General features: G+C 55.0%; 13 protein-coding genes. 7 read left to right on the forward strand and 6 right to left on the reverse strand.

Translation table 11 applies throughout. The features are described 5' to 3' along the window. Window positions 1-55 precede the first annotated feature (55 nt). The gene (locus BLT38_RS04560; protein ID WP_419865771.1) at window positions 56-778 is read left to right on the forward strand and encodes an ABC transporter ATP-binding protein; all 723 of its coding nucleotides are present in this window, start codon (window positions 56-58) and stop codon (window positions 776-778) included. A 3-nt stretch (window positions 779-781) separates the two neighbouring features. Beyond that, window positions 782-3,358 carry an ABC transporter permease gene (locus BLT38_RS04565; protein WP_083344128.1) on the forward strand — a complete coding sequence of 859 codons (2,577 nt, stop codon included), beginning with the start codon at window positions 782-784 and terminating at the stop codon, window positions 3,356-3,358. Window positions 3,359-3,361: 3 nt separating this feature from the next. On the opposite strand, the gene BLT38_RS04570 is transcribed toward BLT38_RS04565, so the two are convergent. Together BLT38_RS04570 and BLT38_RS04575 are read right to left on the reverse strand one after the other, a co-directional pair. Next, complete coding sequence (locus BLT38_RS04570; protein ID WP_083344129.1) at window positions 3,362-4,384, reverse strand: LLM class flavin-dependent oxidoreductase; 1,023 nt, start codon at window positions 4,382-4,384, stop codon at window positions 3,362-3,364. A gap of 81 nt (window positions 4,385-4,465) precedes the next feature. Further along, complete coding sequence (locus BLT38_RS04575) at window positions 4,466-5,143, reverse strand: MarC family protein (RefSeq protein ID WP_083344130.1); 678 nt, start codon at window positions 5,141-5,143, stop codon at window positions 4,466-4,468. A gap of 231 nt (window positions 5,144-5,374) precedes the next feature. On the opposite strand from BLT38_RS04575, the gene BLT38_RS04580 reads away from it, so the two are divergent. The 3 genes from BLT38_RS04580 to BLT38_RS04590 are packed head-to-tail and all read left to right on the forward strand — an operon-like array spanning window position 5,375 to window position 8,781. Beyond that, window positions 5,375-6,853: a sodium:solute symporter family protein gene (locus tag BLT38_RS04580; RefSeq protein ID WP_083344131.1), complete on the forward strand. Its 1,479-nt coding sequence runs from the start codon at window positions 5,375-5,377 to the stop codon at window positions 6,851-6,853. A gap of 17 nt (window positions 6,854-6,870) precedes the next feature. Next, entirely contained in the window at window positions 6,871-7,638 is a 768-nt protein-coding gene (locus BLT38_RS04585) for a 6-phosphogluconolactonase (protein WP_083344132.1), read from the forward strand. 9 nt (window positions 7,639-7,647) lie between these two features. Then, the gene (locus BLT38_RS04590) at window positions 7,648-8,781 is read left to right on the forward strand and encodes an N-acetylglucosamine-6-phosphate deacetylase (protein WP_083344133.1); all 1,134 of its coding nucleotides are present in this window, start codon (window positions 7,648-7,650) and stop codon (window positions 8,779-8,781) included. Between the two features lie 41 nt (window positions 8,782-8,822). Here the strand turns inward: BLT38_RS04590 and BLT38_RS04595 are convergent, their stop codons facing one another. From BLT38_RS04595 to BLT38_RS04610, 4 genes are all read right to left on the reverse strand, one after another. Further along, on the reverse strand, window positions 8,823-9,752 hold the full coding sequence (locus BLT38_RS04595; protein WP_083344134.1) for a sugar phosphate isomerase/epimerase family protein: 930 nt from the start codon (window positions 9,750-9,752) through the stop codon (window positions 8,823-8,825). A gap of 55 nt (window positions 9,753-9,807) precedes the next feature. Then, a complete protein-coding gene (locus BLT38_RS04600) occupies window positions 9,808-11,076 on the reverse strand; it encodes a hypothetical protein (RefSeq protein WP_172838144.1) in 1,269 nt (422 codons plus the stop codon). Window positions 11,077-11,350: 274 nt separating this feature from the next. After that, complete coding sequence (locus BLT38_RS04605) at window positions 11,351-14,620, reverse strand: TonB-dependent receptor (protein ID WP_083344136.1); 3,270 nt, start codon at window positions 14,618-14,620, stop codon at window positions 11,351-11,353. A gap of 252 nt (window positions 14,621-14,872) precedes the next feature. Further along, window positions 14,873-16,240 carry a hypothetical protein gene (locus BLT38_RS04610; RefSeq protein ID WP_083344137.1) on the reverse strand — a complete coding sequence of 456 codons (1,368 nt, stop codon included), beginning with the start codon at window positions 16,238-16,240 and terminating at the stop codon, window positions 14,873-14,875. 294 nt (window positions 16,241-16,534) lie between these two features. Here BLT38_RS04610 and BLT38_RS04615 point away from each other — a divergent pair, with 294 nt between their 5' ends. After that, window positions 16,535-17,755 (forward strand): glycoside hydrolase family 99-like domain-containing protein, encoded by a 1,221-nt coding sequence (locus BLT38_RS04615; protein ID WP_083344138.1) that lies wholly within the window; start codon window positions 16,535-16,537, stop codon window positions 17,753-17,755. Further along, window positions 17,733-18,179: a DUF302 domain-containing protein gene (locus BLT38_RS04620; protein WP_231966742.1), complete on the forward strand. Its 447-nt coding sequence runs from the start codon at window positions 17,733-17,735 to the stop codon at window positions 18,177-18,179. The genes BLT38_RS04615 and BLT38_RS04620 overlap by 23 nt, the downstream gene beginning before the upstream one ends. Window positions 18,180-18,256: the final 77 nt, after the last annotated feature.

The raw sequence follows: 18,256 nt of genomic DNA on the forward strand, positions 1-18,256 counted from the left end.
CCGGCTCTCCGTTGTTGCAAACCATAGCAGATTCCGCCAGAAAGCGAGTAACCGCCTGACTTCGACGACTGCAGCCTCCAGTATCCGCGTAGATGATCTTCGCAAATCCATTCGCAATGGATCTCGTACGGTTGAGATTCTTCGTGGCATATCGTTCGATGTTGCGGCAGGCGAGTTTGTCGCCATTGTGGGCTCGTCCGGTTCGGGAAAGAGTACATTGCTCGGATTGCTGGCGGGACTTGATACGCCCACTTCAGGGAACGTGGTTCTGAATGGCACTGCGATCAGCTATCTGCCAGAGGACAAACTTGCAGAGGTGCGCGGCAAGCTGATTGGCTTTGTCTTTCAGAGCTATCAGCTAATTCCCACGCTTACGGCGCTTGAAAACGTGTTGTTGCCCCATGAGTTGAATGCGCCTGCGAGCGAGCAGAAGGCTGGCCGTGAACGCGCGATGGAGTTGCTGCAAGCGGTTGGGCTTGGTGAACGTGCGGAACATTATCCTGTTCAACTCTCAGGCGGAGAGCAGCAGCGCGTGGCACTGGCGCGTGCGTTTATTCTGCGTCCGCCGATTGTGCTGGCCGATGAGCCGACGGGAAATCTTGATTCCAAGAATGGCGCTCACGTGATGGACCTGCTGCTGGATCTGAATCAGCGTGAGGGCACAACATTGGTGCTTGTGACACATGATCCTGCGGTAGCGGCGCATGCAACGCGTGTGTTGACCGTGCGCGACGGGGAAGTGATTGCGGATGAACGTAAGTCCGTGGAGCAGGTGTAACCCGTGGCCGCGCTCTCCTGGACGACTGCAGCTCGGATCGCATCGCGCGAACTACGTGCTTCACGCGGCAAATTTCTGTTTGTCATTCTGTCGGTAGCGATTGGTGTTGCTGCGTTGACGGGCGTTCGTGGATTCTCCACCGCGTTTCGACAGACGTTAATGGTGCGTGCGCGATCCATTCTTGCGGGCGATCTTGCAGCACGCATGTTCCAGCAGCCAAGCGATGCTCAACAGAAACAACTGGAAGGGTTGACTGCAAACGGCACAAAGATGACTCCGGTAACGGAAATGGCGGCGATGGCTACGGCCGAGCATTCGCTGGACCCGTTATTGGTGGCGCTGAAGGCAGTCGATCCTGCGAAGTATCCGTTCTATGGCACGGTCGATCTACAACCAGCGATGCCGTTGCGACAAGCGATTGGTGGCGAGAATGTTGCCGTTGGCGATGATCTGCTGATTCGTTTGAAGCTGCATGTGGGGGATCGCATTCAGCTTGGCGATGCCACGTTGCGTATTGCTGCTGTTGTTCTGAGTGAGCCAGACAGACTCTCTGGATCGTTTGCCGCGGGGCCGCGCATTTTGTTGTCGTTGGATCAACTGGAACAGACGCACTTGATGGCTGCGGGTTCGCGTGCAGGCCAGCGCTATCTGTTCATGTTGCCCAAGCGCGATGATCGCGCTGTTGCAAAACTGAAGACGACGCTGGAAGGCTTCCTACCTGAAGCACAGATCACGGATTACCGTGAGACGAATCCTGCAATCACTATGGCGCTGGATCGCGCGACGGGTGTGTTGTCGTTGGTTTCGCTTGTTGCGTTGGTACTGGGCGCTGTGGGAGTTGCCATGGCTATGCGCACGCATCTGCTGGAGCGGATGGATTCCATCGCCATCATGAAGTCGCTGGGTGCGCGATCTTCCCATGTGCTTCGCATTTACCTGGTGCAGACGGTGCTATTGGGATTGATTGGTGGCGCTGTCGGCGTGGCATTGGGTGTGGGTGTGCAGCTTGTGTTGCCGTTACTGCTGGCGAAGCTGCTTGGAATTACTCCGGAGCTGCACATCGCTGTTTCTGCAATCGTTGCAGGACTGGTGACAGGTCTACTCACGACACTGCTTTTCACCATGCCGCCGTTGCTGGATATTCGTGGTGTTCGGCCCATCTTGATTCTGCGACGCAACGTGGATGATGTGGAAGAGAAGGGAACAGCTGCAAACATTTTCGCAAGAATCAAGGCGTCGTTTGCGCAGGTGGTTGCAGGTGCTTTGATCCTTCTTGGCATCACGCTGATTGCGACGACGCTTTCGGATTCAAAGGTTGTGGGACGAGTCTTCACGATTGGGCTTGCAGGTGTGCTGGTGGTGCTGTTGATCGCATCATGGGGTGTGCTTGCTCTTCTACGGCGATTCCTGAAGAGCACGCGAGCCTCGCTCAAGCCTGTTGTGCGTCATGGTCTGGCGAACCTATATCGTCCCGGTAATCCTTCTGCGGCTTTGTTGGCTGCGGTGGGACTTGGCGTGATGCAGATTGCCAGTGTCTTTTTTCTTTCGCAAGCGCTGGTGAAAGAGCTGCGACTATCCACGCGGCCCACGCTACCGAATGTATTTCTCATCGACGTTGCGCCCACCGAAGTGGAAGGCGTGACAGCGCTTCTAAAGTCACAACCCGGTGTTCATGGCGAGCCGGAAATGTTGCCCGTGGTGGCGTCGCGCATCATTGCGGTGGATGGTGTGAAGGCTTCTGAATTGAAGCTGGAAAACTTTCCTAAGCGCATGTTGCAATCCATCTCACTGACATGGGTGGACGAGATGCCGCCGGGAACGAAGGTGGTTCGCGGGGAGTTTTGGCATAGTGGCGATCCGCATCCGCAAGTGGCGATTGGGCAGCGCATGTCAGAGCGTCTGCATGTGCAGCTTGGCTCGCACATTCTGTTTGGAGCGCCGGGCGATCCGGATCATCCCATCAACGCGGAAGTCACGGCCATTATCAAGTCCGATGGACAACACGCATGGTCGCGTTCTGAATTTCTGTTACCGAAATCGGCGTTGGCCGGGCTGCCCGTTGTGTACTACGGCGGAGCGCATGCTGATCCCGAACGTGTGGGCGAGCTTCAACGTGCGTTGTTTGCGAAGTACCCAACGGTAACAGTGATTAACGTGGCACAGGCGATGGAGACGTTGCGCAGCGTGCTGTTGCAGGTGTCGCTCGTTGTCCAGTTTCTGGCAGGATTTTCGATTTTCGCGGGACTCGTGATTCTTGCGAGCGCTATTGCGGGAACGCGTTATCGTCGCATTCGTGAAGTGGTGGTGTTGAAAACGCTTGGCGCAACAAGGTCGCGTATTGCGACGATTTTCTCTATTGAGTTTGCGACGTTGGGTTTGGTCGCCGGTTTGGTGGGATTGGTGTTCGCAAACCTGACAGTTCGTGTGGTGTTGTCACGGCTTGATCTGGAGTATCACTTCCTGGGGTGGGTCAACTTGCTTTCACTCGTGGCTGTCATGGCTCTGACTGTGCTGACGGGATGGCTCGCAAGTTATCGCGTTCTCGGGCAGAAACCACTAGAGGTTCTTCGCGAAGAGTAGCGCCTATCGCCAGCCGAGTGCAGGCGCTACGTGCGTAAGAATCGATTCCATTACGTGTACGTTGTATTCCACGCCAAGCTGATTCGGCACAGTGAGCAGCAACGTATCGGCCTCTGCGATCGCTTCATCCTGACGTAATTGTTCCACCAGCTTTTCGGGTTCGGCTGCGTAGCTGCGGCCAAACACCGCGCGGGTGGATGCGTCCAGAAAGCCGATCTTGTCCTGCGAATTGCTGTCGTGCCCGAAGTAGGCGCGATCCATATCGTTGATCAAAGCAAAGATGCTGCGGCTGACGGAGACGCGCGGTGTGCGAGTATGTCCGGCCTGTTTCCACGCCTCGCGGTATGCACGAATCTGCTTTGCCTGCTGGATGTGGAACGGCTCGCCTGTTTCATCGAACTTCAGGGTTGAGCTTTGCAGATTCATCCCGAGCTTGGCTGCCCATACGGCTGTGGCGTTTGTGGCGGCTCCCCACCAGATGCGTTCATGCAGCGTTTGAGAGAAGGGTTCGAGCCGCAGAAGTCCTGGAGGATTGGGGAACATGGGGCGCGGATTGGGACGAGCGAAACCCTCTCCGCGCAAAAGCTGCAGAAAGACTTCGGTGTGACGGCGTCCCATGGCGGCATCATCTTCGCCTTCCTTCGGCTGATAACCAAAGGAGCGCCAACCATCGATCACCTGTTCCGGGGATCCGCGGCTGATGCCTAACTGAAGGCGTGACCCGGAGATGAGATCGGCTGATCCTGCATCCTCGAACATGTAATGCGGATTCTCATAGCGCATGTCGATGACGCCGGCGCCGATTTCAATGGTGCGCGTGCGCGCTCCGATCGCTGCAAGGAGAGGGAAAGGCGAGGAGAGTTGTCGCGCGAAGTGATGCACGCGGAAGTAGGCGCCATCTATGCCGATGCGCTCGGCTTCCACCGCCAGATCAATGGATTGCAGCAGAACATCCGCAGCGGAACGCGTTTGGGACTGAGGGGAAGGCGTCCAGTGGCCAAAGGAAAGAAAGCCGATCTTTTTCATGCTGACTCCGCAGATGGTTCTACATGGAAAGATGCCTGATCGCCCTCAAGGATTCATCACCGACGAGAGGCAGCGCTGCGATTAATGATGCAGCACCGACAACAAAAGCGTCGAAAGGCCGTTCCATGCGATTTGAACGCCAATGCACAGCAGGATGAAGGCAATGACGCGAAGAATGCCGTGAGCCGTGGAGGGGGAGATGGCTTTTGTGATCTTGGATGCGTAGGCGTAGCAAAAGTAGACCGCCGCGCTCAATACAACAATGGCGATGAATAGACCGATGTGTCTCAACACCATGACGCTTCTGTCACCCGTTGAGAATCGGGCGCTGAGAGTCAGCAGGACGACAAGGGTTCCAGGGCCGGACGTTACGGGGAAGGTGAAAGGGTAAAACGCCTTCTCGTGAAGATCGACCATTGCATGGCCAGCCGTTAATTGCGCTTCCTCGCGTTTGCTGTTCGTTGTGGCCTGCGAGTCCTGTTCGTTCAACACTGACCAACCGATTGCGGCGATGACGACGCCTCCGGAGACCTGAACGATCGGCAGTGAGATACCAAAGAAGTTAAGAATGGCCGAACCAAGCAGTTCGAAGATTCCCAGGAAGATGACGTTGTTGATCGCGATCTTCCGCGCAAGCGCCTTGAAGTCGACAGACGGGACATCTCCCACAAGACCAAGAAAGACCAGGGCCGACCCGAGCGGATTGATCAGTGGCAGTAAGGCGCTTAACCCAATCAGAAAAGAATTCCAGACCCGCACTCGGTGACCTCGTGACGATAATCCTAATGGTGATTGGTTTGGTTCGGAAGCGCAAATACTGTTTAGGGTGAAGTAAGGGCGCCAGAACTCAAACGCCATGCCTGCATACAAAGCACTTCAGCCTTCATGGTTACTAGTGACAGCTTCTTTCCTTTTTTGAGATTTGCTGTGCGCTGATGTGGGGTGAGACATCAGTAGTATGGATGACGACACAGGATTGCGACGCCTTAATTGAAGACACTTGACTGGATCACACTTGGTCTCTACTTCGTGCTGATGTTGGCCGTTGGCATCGCCATCCGCAGCCGCGTAAAGAACGCTCGGGACTTCTTTACCGCGGGGGGAAAGATGCCGTGGTGGTTGTCTGGCATCTCGCATCACATGTCGGGATATAGTGCGGCCGTGTTTGTGGGATATGCGGCCCTTGCTTATACCGAAGGATTCAGCCTTTATATCTGGTGGGCATGTTCCATTGCGCTTGCGCTAGTTATTGGATCGAGTGTGTTCGCCACCCGATGGGTTCGTCTGCGGTTGCACACGGGCATGATCTCGCCGCTTGAATATCTGACCGCTCGCTATGGGCATGGAACGAAGCTATGCCTGGCGTGCAGTGGATCACTGCTCAAGATTTTTGATGTAGGGGCTAAGTGGACGGCGTCTGCACTTCTCCTCCACATGTTTGCCAACGTCGACCTTGTGTGGGGTGTATTGCTTATTGGTGGGGTCACCTTGGTCTATTCGGTTATAGGTGGCCTGTGGGCAGATGCGGCGACAGATCTGAGTCAATTCGTGATCCAGTTGATTTCTGGGATCAGCATGTTTGTGGTGGTGATGCGGCATCTGGGCGGCGTGGGTGCCATTACAGGGATATGGCATAGCCTGCCTGCATCGCACCGGCAGCTCTTTCATGGACAGTACACCCCGGGGTTTGCGCTGACCTTTCTGTTGGTGAACCTGCTCTCGTATAACGGCGGAACCTGGAGTCTTGCACAACGCTTTATGGCATCGCCGGATGCTACTTCCGCGCGCCGGTCCGCGTTGCTTTCAGCCTCACTTTATCTTGTGTGGCCGTTGGTGCTGTTCTATCCCATGTGGGCTGCGCCGCTGCTATTGCCCGGCGCGGCACATCCTGAAGACAGCTATGCCATCCTTGCGCAGAGACTGCTTCCGCAGGGCCTTGTTGGGCTTGTACTGGCAGGGCTGTTCGCACATTCCATGGCGATGACATCTTCGGATGCAAATGCAGTCTCGGCGGTCGTTGTTCGAGACATTGCTCCTTCGGTGGTTCCTAAGGCATGGCTCGACAACGAAACGAAGCAACTCACCGCAGGCCGCATCTGTACGTTCAGTTTCCTGGCAGGCAGCATGATCATTGCACTTCTCGCCAATCACATGGGCGGAGTGCTTGGACTAATCTTGCTCTGGTATGGTGCATTGGTTGGTCCCGTAGCTGTCCCCATGCTGCTGGGAATGCTTCCGGTGTTCAAACGCTGTGGGGCGTTCTCTGCGATTTCGTCATGGCTATCCGGAGTGGCTACGTTTGCTGCGCTTCGATTGTTCGCGCCATCCAGTGTGAATGGACGCTCGGGTAGCTTAGTGTTATCGATCGGGGGGCCGGTGGTTGTTTCTTTAATTGTGTATATCCTGAGCGGCTTGATCAGGCCGAATGACAACCCACGCGCAGCCGCACTCCTGCTGGAACTTCGTTAGCCGGTATTGAAGACACTATGACAATCGCGACCTCAACGTTTAGCTGCAACATTCATGTCCTCACCAATCCCAAGGAACTGGGAGAGCTGGCCGCATCGGATGTGGCGAAGGAATTACGCGCCCTTCTGGCTGTGCAGCCGAAGGTACGTATGATCTTTGCTGCTGCTCCGAGCCAGAGTGAGATGCTGCATGCACTTGCGAGCGAAACCAACATCGAATGGTCACGCGTAGACGCATTTCACATGGATGAGTACGTAGGCTTGCCACTCGGAGCAAAGCAGCGCTTTGGAGAGTGGTTGAAGCGCGAGTTTTTCGATCACGTACCGCTCGGCGGTGTCCATTTGATTGAGCCCGGTGATGGTCCGGAGTTTGTGGCGAAGGAGTATGCGGCGCTGCTTGCAGAGTCGCCTATTGACATTGTTTGCCTTGGCATTGGTATGAATGGCCATATTGCGTTCAACGACCCACCTGCGGATTTTGAAGAGCCAAACGATGTGCGCGTGGTGGAGCTTGAACAGATGAGCCGTGTGCAGCAAGTTGAGGAAGGTCTGTTCCCAACCCTAGAGGATGTTCCCAAGTTTGCTGTGACTCTCTCCATTCCGAGGCTTCTTCGTGCGCGTAAGCTCTTCTGCTGTGTGCCAGGGGCTTTGAAAACCGCCGCTGTAACTCGGGCGTTTACAGGGCCGATTGATACCAGTTCGCCCGCATCGATTCTGCGTGAACACACGGGTTGCACCCTGTATTTGGATGTTCAATCCGCTGCAGGATTATTGAAGAAGGATTGATTAACTAAGATGCATTGCTACCGCGGTCGAGATCCCATCACGTTGCAACACCTGGAAGTTGAAGTGGATGGTGGCGCTATCACCGCGGTGCGCCCATGGTTGGAACCGTCAGGTGATCTGTGGCTGGCAGCTGGGTTGGTCGATCTGCAAGTGAATGGCTATGGTGGCATTGATTTGAATGCGGATGGCTGCGACGTTGCGGCCATTACACGTATGCTGGAAGTCGCCGGAACCACGACGTTCTTGCCGACGATTATTACCGCTGATATTGCATCCATGTCGTCAAGGCTGCGAGCGATTGCGAATGCGTGCGCAGGGAACAGCGACGTCGCGCGCGCTATCCCATGTATCCATGTGGAAGGTCCTTATATCTCTCCGGAAGATGGCTATCGTGGAGCGCATCCTGTTGCGGATGTACGCCCCCCTTCTCTTGAAGAGTTTGACGTACTGCAGTCTGCGGCTGATGGGCTGATCGGTTTAGTTACGCTATCTCCGCATTGGCCCGGCGTAGAGGAGTTTATTCGTGCTCTCCATGAGCGTGGTGTTGTCGTCTCACTTGGTCATACGGATGCATCACCAGACCAGATTCATCATGCTGTAGATGCTGGAGCAACGCTTTCGACGCACCTTGGCAATGGCCTAGCAGCAGTGTTGCCACGTCATAACAATCCCATCTTCACGCAGCTTGCGGAGGATCGTCTTACCGCAGCATTCATTGTCGATGGTGCGCATCTGCCTACGGATACGCTCCGTGTCATGCTGCGGGCCAAGGGAGTCGAACGCTCAATACTTGTATCGGATTCTGTTGCTCTTGGAGGAGTTACTCCGGGGCACTACCACTCGCACATCGGTGGAGAGGTTACTGTTCACGCTGATGGCACCATTCGCATGCGCGAGGGGGGATTGCTTGCAGGTTCCAGGATCATGTTGAAAGACGCAGTTGGTCGTATGTCCACCATGAGCGGTTGTACGCTCGGCCAAGCGATTCGTATGGCAACGAGCAATCCGGCAGACGCACTCGGTCTTAAAGCTGGTCGCATTGTTGTAGGTGCACCTGCTGATCTACTTCTCTTCCGTTGGAAGCGGGGAGATACGTCGTTGCAGGTGGAAGAGGTTGTAATACGCGGCGAACAGCTCGCCTAAGTCAGACGATCTTCATATTTGGAGTATGGGTGAAGGGTTATTTATCCCTTACCGTAGTTTGTTTCGATAAGACGCTGTAAGTACACCTTCGAAGCCAGAATGTCAGCCGTCTGCTGTGGGCCTGAAATCTCGCGCTCAATGGTGATCGTGCGCCTGTAATTTACTGCGTGAAGTCGTCGGAACAGTTCCGGAAAGTCGACTCTGCCTTTTCCGATTGCTACTTCTTCACCCAGCTTGTGTGGGTTAGTAGGGAAGAGGCCATCTTTCATATGCGTTCCACGGACATATTTCCCGAACACATCCATCGCATCTACCGGGTTGCCTTTGCCATATAGGATCAGATTGGCTGTATCCAGATTGACGAAGAAGTTTCCCGTCCCCACGTCCTGAATCGTGCGCAGAAGAGTAATTGGAGTTTCTTCACCCGTCTCGGCGAGCAGCATTACGCCCTTTGGCTTGCAGTACTCTGCGACCTCTCGAATTGCAGCGACAGCGGCTTCATACGCTGGACTTGTTGGCTCTTCCGGGATAAAGCCAAGGTGTGAATGGATTGCATCCACGTCGCAGGCATTCGCGAAATCTGCTGCGAGCTTGAGGGCGGCGATACGTTCCCTACGATATTCCGATGGGACGAGACCGATAGTGGAGGGGCCTCGGTCAAAGTCAAACACGCGTGGCCCGGGATTATGCTCACTTATCGCAGACACCGTGACGCCATACTTTTTTAGCGCGGCCTGCAATGGTTTCACCTGGCCAAGGTTAAGAGCGTCAAGGTAAATCTGGCAGGTAGTGAACCCCAATTCGTTCACGTGCTTGATGGTCTCTTCGACAGTACCTTTGCCTACTACTTTCGCAACAACACCAAGTTTCGGCAGGTCTGTGCTGGTTGATTGAGCAAGTGCCGGTATGGTGGCGGCAGCAAGACTAGCGGCGCCAAGTCTAAGAAAATTGCGGCGATCCAACGATGTCATAACAGGTTTTCCGTAGCGAGAAAGTGTAGTGTCCAAGCGCCTGCACAATGGGCCTTCAGACTGTGTTGTGCTTATCCGATTGCCAGATGGAGTAAATGATGTTTTCGTCTCCCGAGCCCTCTGGGACAGCCGGGCTGGGGTTGTTGGCGAAATACCAAGTCCGGTGGCCGAGCGGTAAGACTACTCCTCGTGAGCCAGGCATCTCTACGAAGCCGCTGGGGTCTGTTTTTCTCACCCAGTTATAGGCATAACGCAGCCACTGCGCGCGGTAGGCATCACTCTGGTTTGCATACCAGGAGATCTCGTCGTATCCCCAGAGCCAAGAGGCTCCCTTGACCGCTCGGCCAGCCGTCTGTCGAGGTTGGCCCGGATACTTAGAGACGCCCCAGTTGTCGAGCTCAACCAGGTACGGCAGGTGTTCACACGTCCAGCCGCTGTAAGTGCGCCCACCCTTGCTATGCAGATAAATGCTTTCGGCGAAGCCTACCTCCAGAGTCGCATCCTGAGCTTTGTCAGGATTCTCCTTGAGACGCAGAGGCATTGCGTGAAAGTCGAGCAGAAGCTCACCGTTCCGCACCAGGCCACCACCAGGTGTATGCGCATTGCACAGCACCATGCCACGACGTGCATGCTGTGCGGCGTAAGCGCGCACTAGTGCAAAGATCCGGGCATAGTGGTCCAGATGAGGATCGTTATAGTTCATGATCTCCATCTGCCCCCAGTGAATCCCCTCAAATCCCAGGTCGATGTATGACCTCGCAAGGAAGTAGAACCAGAGCTGTGTTTCTGTCTGGCTGACATCGGGCACGCTGGCGGTTGAGCTCCAATTGCGGCTGCGCTGCGATGGTGGGTAGAGGATCGCTTCATAGCGGAAGTTTCTCTTCTCAACAGGCAGGCCCAGCGCGGTGAAGGTCCAGTCAGGCACTGGCACCTGCTCTACTTCCGTGGAGACGATCTCAAAGATGCATGCCTCAAAGATGGCATCTGGGGAGATGGCGCGCACCAGCGCCATTTGCTTGCGGGCCAACTCAAAGTTCGCCAGAAGTTTGGATTCGCCGCCCCACAAGCAGATACTCCGACCCATGTATCGAGCGCCAATGTGCTTCAACATGCGGATGTTGTCCTGCGTGTTGCCAACAGCGCTCAGCAAGCCCTGCATCGTGATGGCTCGCGAGAGGTAGTTCTCCAACACCTCGCGCGAGATCGTGCGATTGAATTCATAATTACCTCGAGGTGTGCTGGATGAAATAAGGGCAAAAGCAGGCGCTGTCCACACGACCGCCGAAGCCGCAAGTGATGCAGTCAAAAACTGTCGTCTCTTCACAGACTCTCCTGGGATGGATGCGCCTAACGTTGCGATACGGTTGCAATTATCCGCATGCTCACAAGCGCCAAATCATCTTACGCCTCAGGCAAATTATGTGAATTCGAAATTCATGAGTGAACTGAGAGAGCTTTCCGGGAGGCCGTACTCGTCGCGTCGTGCGCCGACGAAGCCATCGTCGGTATGACCAGGCAATCGATGCACGATGATCCGGTCATACCGACTTTTGATGGTTCACTCTGCTGCACATTTCTTCCGTGCACATGCGGCCATGTCAGAAGGAGTATCTGAGTGCGAACTGCATTGATCGAGGGCTGTTGGTCTGCGATGTTGCTACGCCCAGAGTTGGTGAGGTGATGCCGCCACCGCCTGCGCTGAAGAGTGGATGGTTGAACAGGTTAAATGCTTCTCCGCGGAACTGAAGCTGGTGTTCTCCAATGATCTGGAAGTTCTTGATGACGGAAAGATTCGTTTGGAAAATCCAGGGCTGCCATCCTACGGAACGCGTTGTGCCGTACTGGCCGGCTGCAGGTTGCGCGAAGCATGCTGGATTGAAGATGTTGAATCGTGTGCGATGAAATCCTTGCATGGGATTGCAGGTTAGGTTCGCGTAAACGGAATGGTAAGGACTGGTATCCGCGTTGTTGTTTGCGGTTACGGTGATTGGCTGGCCCGATGCGAAGTACTGGAGGCCTGCGAGCTCCCAACCGCCAATGATCTCGCGATTAATGATGTTGTTTGAGTTCAGGAAGCGTTTGCCAGGACCGAACGGAAGGTAATAGATCGGACTGATGTTAATGTCGTTTTTCCGATTGAAGCTGGCGGGGCCATAGGTTAGCTCTGGATGATAGATCGACTGGATATCGCTGTTGTCGCCATCGATGCTGTTCAATGCCTTCTGGAACGTATAGGCGACCAGAAGCTGGAAGTCTCTGGAAAGTCTGCGATCAAGCTTCACACCTAACGCGTGGTAGTTTGCGCTGTAAGCATTGAGTTGGCCGTCGATGGGACCTCCGTTGGGGTAGGGACGGACATCAAGTTTGCCGGACGTATTTCCTGCAGAGAGCGCGATTGGCTGATTCAGATCAGCGCGTGCAGATTGGTGGCGAGTCACGTTGCCGAGGTACTGCACCGTGAGCATCGTGCTGCTTCCAAGCGTGCGTTCTACGTTCAGGTTCCATTGTTGGGTGGACGTGTCTTTGAGCGTGGGGGTGATGGAGTAACCACCCTGGCCTGGAACTGACGGCGGGTTGGCGATGAATAAGTTCTGAATGTTTACCGGCGATTGAATGTTCAGGCTATAGCTCTGTGCCACCACGTTGGGAGAGTAGAGCAGCATGAACTGCAGGTTGTTGTAGAGGATGGGCGCGTAGTAAATGCCATAGCCACCGCGGATGGCAGTGTGATCTGAGGCTTTGTACGAGAAGCCCACGCGCGGTCCCCAATCGTTATAGTTCGCGTTCCAAGCTCCGGATCGATTGGAGTTTGTTGCAAGCAAATAGAGAGCACCACGACCGTTCTTGTCCGTGGGCGGGTTGATGTAGTCGTAGCGCAGACCGAAGTTCAGCGTGAGGCGTGGTGAAGCTCGCCAGTCATCCTGAACGAATCCGGAGACGTCGAATTCGCGGAACGCCCCGGCTGAGTTGCCAGTCAGACCGCTGCCTCTGACAGGGAATCCAAGTTCTAGATCAGCTAGCGCATTGCCTTGATCCGATGCGCTGCGCTTGCCAGCGACGTACTGCGATGTTGCTGTTCCGTCGAAGGTGTAGTTGCCATTGTTCGTGACGACCCAATCACCATTGAACTGAACACGGATGAATTCGCCACCGAAGCTGATGGTGTGATTTCCGTGTGTCCAGGTGACCTGGTCTGTGAGCTGATACCGGTTCTGGATGGCGCCCTGCGGAGAGTATGGATCGCCGAGCGAGGTGTAGTTTGACACTGCAATTGCGGGCGGTGTCGATTGCTCCAGTAGAGGATTGAGGTTGTTTAGTCCGTAGAACGCGGCGTAGTTTTTTGCACCTGTTCCTTGCTGTGTGCGGAACAGATTGCTGCGGTTGTAGCCGACTCTGAACGCGTTGACGATGCGATCGTTGAAAATCTGCGTGTCTGTGATGGAAGCGTTCGTGCCTGTGAGGGGAACGCTGATACCAAACAGGCCGGGAGTGATGGTGGTTCCACCGCCCGAGTGGCTGTTACGAGCGACCGTGCCGAAGAGCTGGTTCTTCTGTGAAATGTTCCAGTCGCCTCGAGCAAGGTACTCGTCATAGTTGCTGCTCGACGGCAGATTGATCCGATAGTTGATGTTGTTCACGAGCGGGGCGTTCGGCAGCGGATAGTTTTGCAGCCACTGTTGCGCGAACGCGCTGATCGTAGGAATTTTGTTACCCGGAAATGGGTTGGAGGTTCCGGTTGCCGCGTTGTAGGTCGAGGGATCGTAAATGGTCGGATCAGCCGAGAAGTCCCCGCCGCGCTCTGCCAATGTAGGAACGCGATTCTGTGAGAGGCCCGAGGAGTGGCTGCGCAGACCGGAGTAGTCGAAGAAGCCGAAGATCTTGTTGCGATAGATGGGGCCACCGATGTTGCCGCCGAAGAGGTTGTAGCGCAGTGGTGCTTTGGTGGTCGCAAACCAGTTCTTTGCGTTCGCTGCGTCGTTCTGCAGGAAGTCGTACACGGTGCCATGGAACTTGTTGGAGCCGCTCTTTGTGATGACGTTGACCACGGCAGGTTGCCGGAAGATGGCAGGAGCGTTGCTGTAAAGCGTGTTGACTTCTTTCGCTGCCTCTACGGACGCAAGTATGTTTGCCGTCTGGGTAAGAAGGTTGGTGTTATCGATACCGTCTTGAAGAAACTGCGTCTGGTTCGGGCCCAAGCCGGAGAGGATGACTGCGTTGCTTGTCTGGCTATAGAAGCTCTGGTCACCGGCTGATGTGGAAGCGTCCGTGCCGGCCTGAGAAGCTGGTCCCAATGTGGCGATGCTGAGAATACTGCGTCCACCATTGGGAAGCGTGGTTAACTGCACGCTGTCCACGGAGGTAGCCAACTCATGGCTGTCTGTCTGCAGAGCGACCGATCCTGAGGAACTGGTTACTGTGACCTCGTCCGAAACGTTGCCAACCTTCAGGTGAACGTCCAGGTTGAGGCCACCCAGGGTCAGCGAAGCCGGAAGCACCGTTTTGGAGAACCCCTGTACGGCGACCGTTACGCGGTACGAGCCGACAGTTAACGAGGGGGCGGTATAGAAGCCGTTTGCGTCAGTCGTCACTACGCGTGTTGCGGTGGTTTCCACATTTTGAATGCTGACGGGAACGTTTGGCATCGCAGCGCCCGAGGCGTCCGTTACGGCTCCTGAGAGGGTAGCGAGGTTGGTCTGTGCGTATGCCTGTCGCTGGGGAATTACCAGAACGCATGCTGAAACCAGAGCTGGAAAAACAAAACTGGCAAGTGCCGCCACTCTTCGCTGTTCCGCACACCGCATCTGTGCCATTTTCTTTTCGCCGTCCGCTACCGGCCGCATCACTTCTGAAATGAACCAGGGTCGCATCTTTACCTCCAAATCACAGCAACTGTGAAAGACCTTTTTTATTGCTTCGGCAAGCTCTAAGGTCCGTCCGAATCGACTGTCAATATTCAGCAGGTGTGGTGTAGGTACGGTGCTGTACGGACGTGTCCTCTATATTCGTCAGTACCTTACGGGGCAAGGCATGCTTCGGCGTGACCGCAGGCGTAGGCCAATCGCGGACGTGAAATTACGTTTCGAGAAGGTGGTGCTGCCCAGTGTCAAAGACTGCGACAGCTACCAGACTTTGCTGGCAATCACTTGGACTGAAGTGGGAGCGCAATTTACCAATGAGGTGTGGAGGACCAGTTCGATGTTCTTGCTTAGAAGGTCTGACTTGGGGATACCGGATAAAGCCTTCATCTGTACGGGATCTGTGACGAAGTCTGCGACCGCGTGTGTTCCGCAGGTGGAAAGGCCGGCAATGGCCAGCACCGGAGCTCCAGCCTTTGAGTCCATCACCCGGAATACAAGAGCGTAGTCATCCATCATGCGTGGCGTCATCTCTGCCTTCAGAGGGTTATGCCACCGCCGGTGAGCGCCTGCTCGTTCGCGGATTCCAAAGCCCCGATCGAAATAAAACGGCAGACTCTCATTCATAACTCGCGTCCAGTAGTTATCAAAGGATCCGATCAGAATGAGCGGCGATCCTTTCAGGTCCATGTAGGGGAGGTCAGGACCGGATCGCATCACCGGAGTTCGGTTGTACTTGCTTAGAAATGCGGAGACTCGGATATCGGCGTACACCGAACCGGTGAGCATACCTTCGCCATACGAGAAGACCTGATTGGGGCCCATTTTCGGCAAATCGGCTGTGGGAGGCTCTGGTACGCGTATAGGCCAATAGAGGTCTGCGGGGGAGGAAGCTTCGTCAGCCGGAGATTCCGGTTCATAGACTGGCATGGTCCCGGTGTAGATATAGACGGGCTGCTTTCCCTTTATGATCGGTGCCCACAGCGCATCCATTTCTTGTTGTTGGGGACGCAGGAAGAACCACCATGCTCCCACCAGAACTACGGCGAGCACCGCGGCGATGGACGCCGCTTTGAAGCCTACCCATCTTCTGAAAGGCGACAGGGCCGCGGGAGGAGAATCGGGCGTCACGATCGTCGGCTGTGGTGTTTCGATCGCCGGGACGATGTTCGTAATCACCGGAATGGACATGGGGGCGGGCTTCGTTCCGCCAAGAAGCGACTGCGTGCGCTTACCCTTGGTGATCGGCCGGGACACGAACACAGGACGATATGTACCGTTCGGAATCACAATCTGGACGGAGGACTGCTCCGCAGCCGAACCCTCGTAGTACTGGGCAAGCCGTTTTCGGAGCAAACCCATACGGGAGCGAACGATAGGATCTTCGGTCGTGTCGTAATCGGGACGGCGGCCGAAAACGTAGATCCCAATCATCCGCTCCTTGAGGTTTTCGTCATTTCCCTTAATTGTCTCTTCGACTACGAATCGCAACAAGGTCTGCAATTGCTGGCTGTCTTTGAAGCGCGTGCTGCGGAGGATCTGATCTAACGTTTCCGCAATTTGTTCAGAGGAGTGTTCCAGTTCGCCCTGCGACCGTTCGCAGGTGGTTTCGATCTCGTTTATGGCAAGCATCGCTTCACCTCGAATCCCGTCTATCTCTCGGCAGCCACCGACAGACGTTGAATCGTTTCAGAGGAGCCATGATACAGCACCGCACCTGCACCGTTCCGGCAGGACGTTGACAGCACGAAGGTGCCTGTCTGAGGGTGGGAATCGTCATAGGACGAAACGAAACTGCCCCAATGTGCGGTGAAGGTTTCTATTCACCCTTGCCTCCTCAGACGGACGGCAAGGAAACCGGCACACATTCCCGTGGCACCGCTGTATTGAAACGAATCAAACAGAAGCGCCAAACGAAGGAGTTTTGTGCATCGTAGGGAATTCATTGCCAGGGCGGGCGCCACGCTGTTGCATGGTGGACTGATTGGAAGTCAAGCCGCCATAAAGCCGCCGAAGGCAGATGCCTGCATCACTGCGGCGTACTACTTTGGAAATTTCCATGTGGACCCTCGGAACGAGGAGGCTCACGGCAAGGGGTGGACGGAGTGGAATCTGGTCAAGGCTGCTACTCCGCGGTTCGCTGGTCATCATCAGCCAAAAGTGCCTCAGTGGGGCTACGCTGATGAGGCCACCCCAGAAGCCTTCCGACAAAAGATTGACGCAGCCAGTCAACACGGTGTCGACGCTCTGATCTTCGACTGGTACTGGTATGAGGATGGGCCATTCCTAAACGGCGCGTTGGGCAAGGGCTATCTGATGGCCCCAAACAATCGCGACGTCCGATTCGCGCTGATGTGGGCTAATCATGACTGGATTGATTTGCATCCCGCCAAGCTCGATAGCCCTGGGAAGGTGCAGTTTCACGGCGGGATTTCACGCAAAGCCTTCGACACGATGTGCGAGCGCGTCGTCCAACTGTTCCAACATCCCTCCTACCTCAAGCTGGATGGGGAACCTTATTTTTCTATTTACGAACTCTTTCGATTTATCGAGGGGATGGGTGGCGTCTCACAGGCGGCACTGGCACTGGATGCATTACGACAAAAGGCGCGTGCTGCAGGTTTTCCCGGCGTCCATATCAACGCAGTCACCTGGGGTGTGAAGCTTTTGCCGGGCGAAACAGAAGTACAAAATTTGCCACAACTCCTCAAGCAATTGCGAATCGACAGCACTACCTCATATGTGTGGATTCACCACGCCCAACTCTCACAAGAGTTCCAAACGGAATACGAAGACGTGCGACGACAGTACGAAAAGTACCGCGACAAGGCCTCTGACGACTTGGGTTGCATGTACTTTCCGAATGTAACGGTTGGCTGGGATGCCTCGCCTCGCACATGCCAGACCGATAATTTCCGTGTGAGCGGATATCCGTTTACATCGGTAGTCGTAAACAACTCTCCGCAAGCTTTCGCAGACGCTCTCCGTTCAGCCAAGAAATTTGCAGTGGAGCATCTACCCGCAGGCAAGCGTTTGGTCACGCTTAATTCATGGAACGAGTGGACAGAGGGTAGCTATCTGGAGCCTGACATGGATCACGGGACTGCCTATCTGGATGCTGTCCATGAGGTCTTTGGATCGTCCTAATCCAAGTTATCGCTCCAACGTCATCAAGCTCATCTTTGAAGGGGCGACTATCTTAGAGTCACGCCAGAAGAGAGGCCTCGTTCGAGGCATCGTTGGAACGTCACATAGAGAACCAAATGGAATTATGGAGTTCGCGCGTTTTGATCTTGGAGATGTCATCCGAAAAGAGAATGGGACGGAGACTCCAAGAGTTCTTCGTATCGTTGCAGGCAATCCGCTCATTATGAAGGAAATGGTGAAACACGTACCCGACGCCGGCTCCTATGCGCCCGTGGCCATCCTGATTGATGAACGTGCCGATGGAATCCATATCTCATACGACACTATGGTTTCGCATCTTGCTCCGTACGGTAACAGCGAAGCTCTCCGAGTAGCGACAGACCTTGACATCAAAATCGAAACAATCATGGCTGCTGCGAAATAGGTTCCTCGTAATTGATTGGTAGAGCGTCGTGGCACGTCGTTACTTGGAAAGTCGACAGCTCCATTGTGCCTCAGGCC

The sequence above is a fragment of the Terriglobus roseus genome (assembly GCF_900102185.1).
In the GTDB taxonomy this organism is placed as follows: domain Bacteria; phylum Acidobacteriota; class Terriglobia; order Terriglobales; family Acidobacteriaceae; genus Terriglobus; species Terriglobus roseus_A.

Bases quoted from the DNA above. Each gene is read 5' to 3' on its own strand.
- BLT38_RS04570 (WP_083344129.1), bottom strand. From the start codon at position 4,384: ATGAAAAAGATCGGCTTTCTTTCCTTTGGCCACTGGACGCCTTCCCCT.
- BLT38_RS04585 (WP_083344132.1), top strand. From the start codon at position 6,871: ATGACAATCGCGACCTCAACGTTTAGCTGCAACATTCATGTCCTCACC.
- BLT38_RS04590 (WP_083344133.1), top strand. From the start codon at position 7,648: ATGCATTGCTACCGCGGTCGAGATCCCATCACGTTGCAACACCTGGAA.
- BLT38_RS04595 (WP_083344134.1), bottom strand. From the start codon at position 9,752: ATGACATCGTTGGATCGCCGCAATTTTCTTAGACTTGGCGCCGCTAGT.
- BLT38_RS04605 (WP_083344136.1), bottom strand. From the start codon at position 14,620: ATGCGACCCTGGTTCATTTCAGAAGTGATGCGGCCGGTAGCGGACGGC.
- BLT38_RS04610 (WP_083344137.1), bottom strand. From the start codon at position 16,240: ATGCTTGCCATAAACGAGATCGAAACCACCTGCGAACGGTCGCAGGGC.
- BLT38_RS04620 (WP_231966742.1), top strand. From the start codon at position 17,733: ATGAGGTCTTTGGATCGTCCTAATCCAAGTTATCGCTCCAACGTCATC.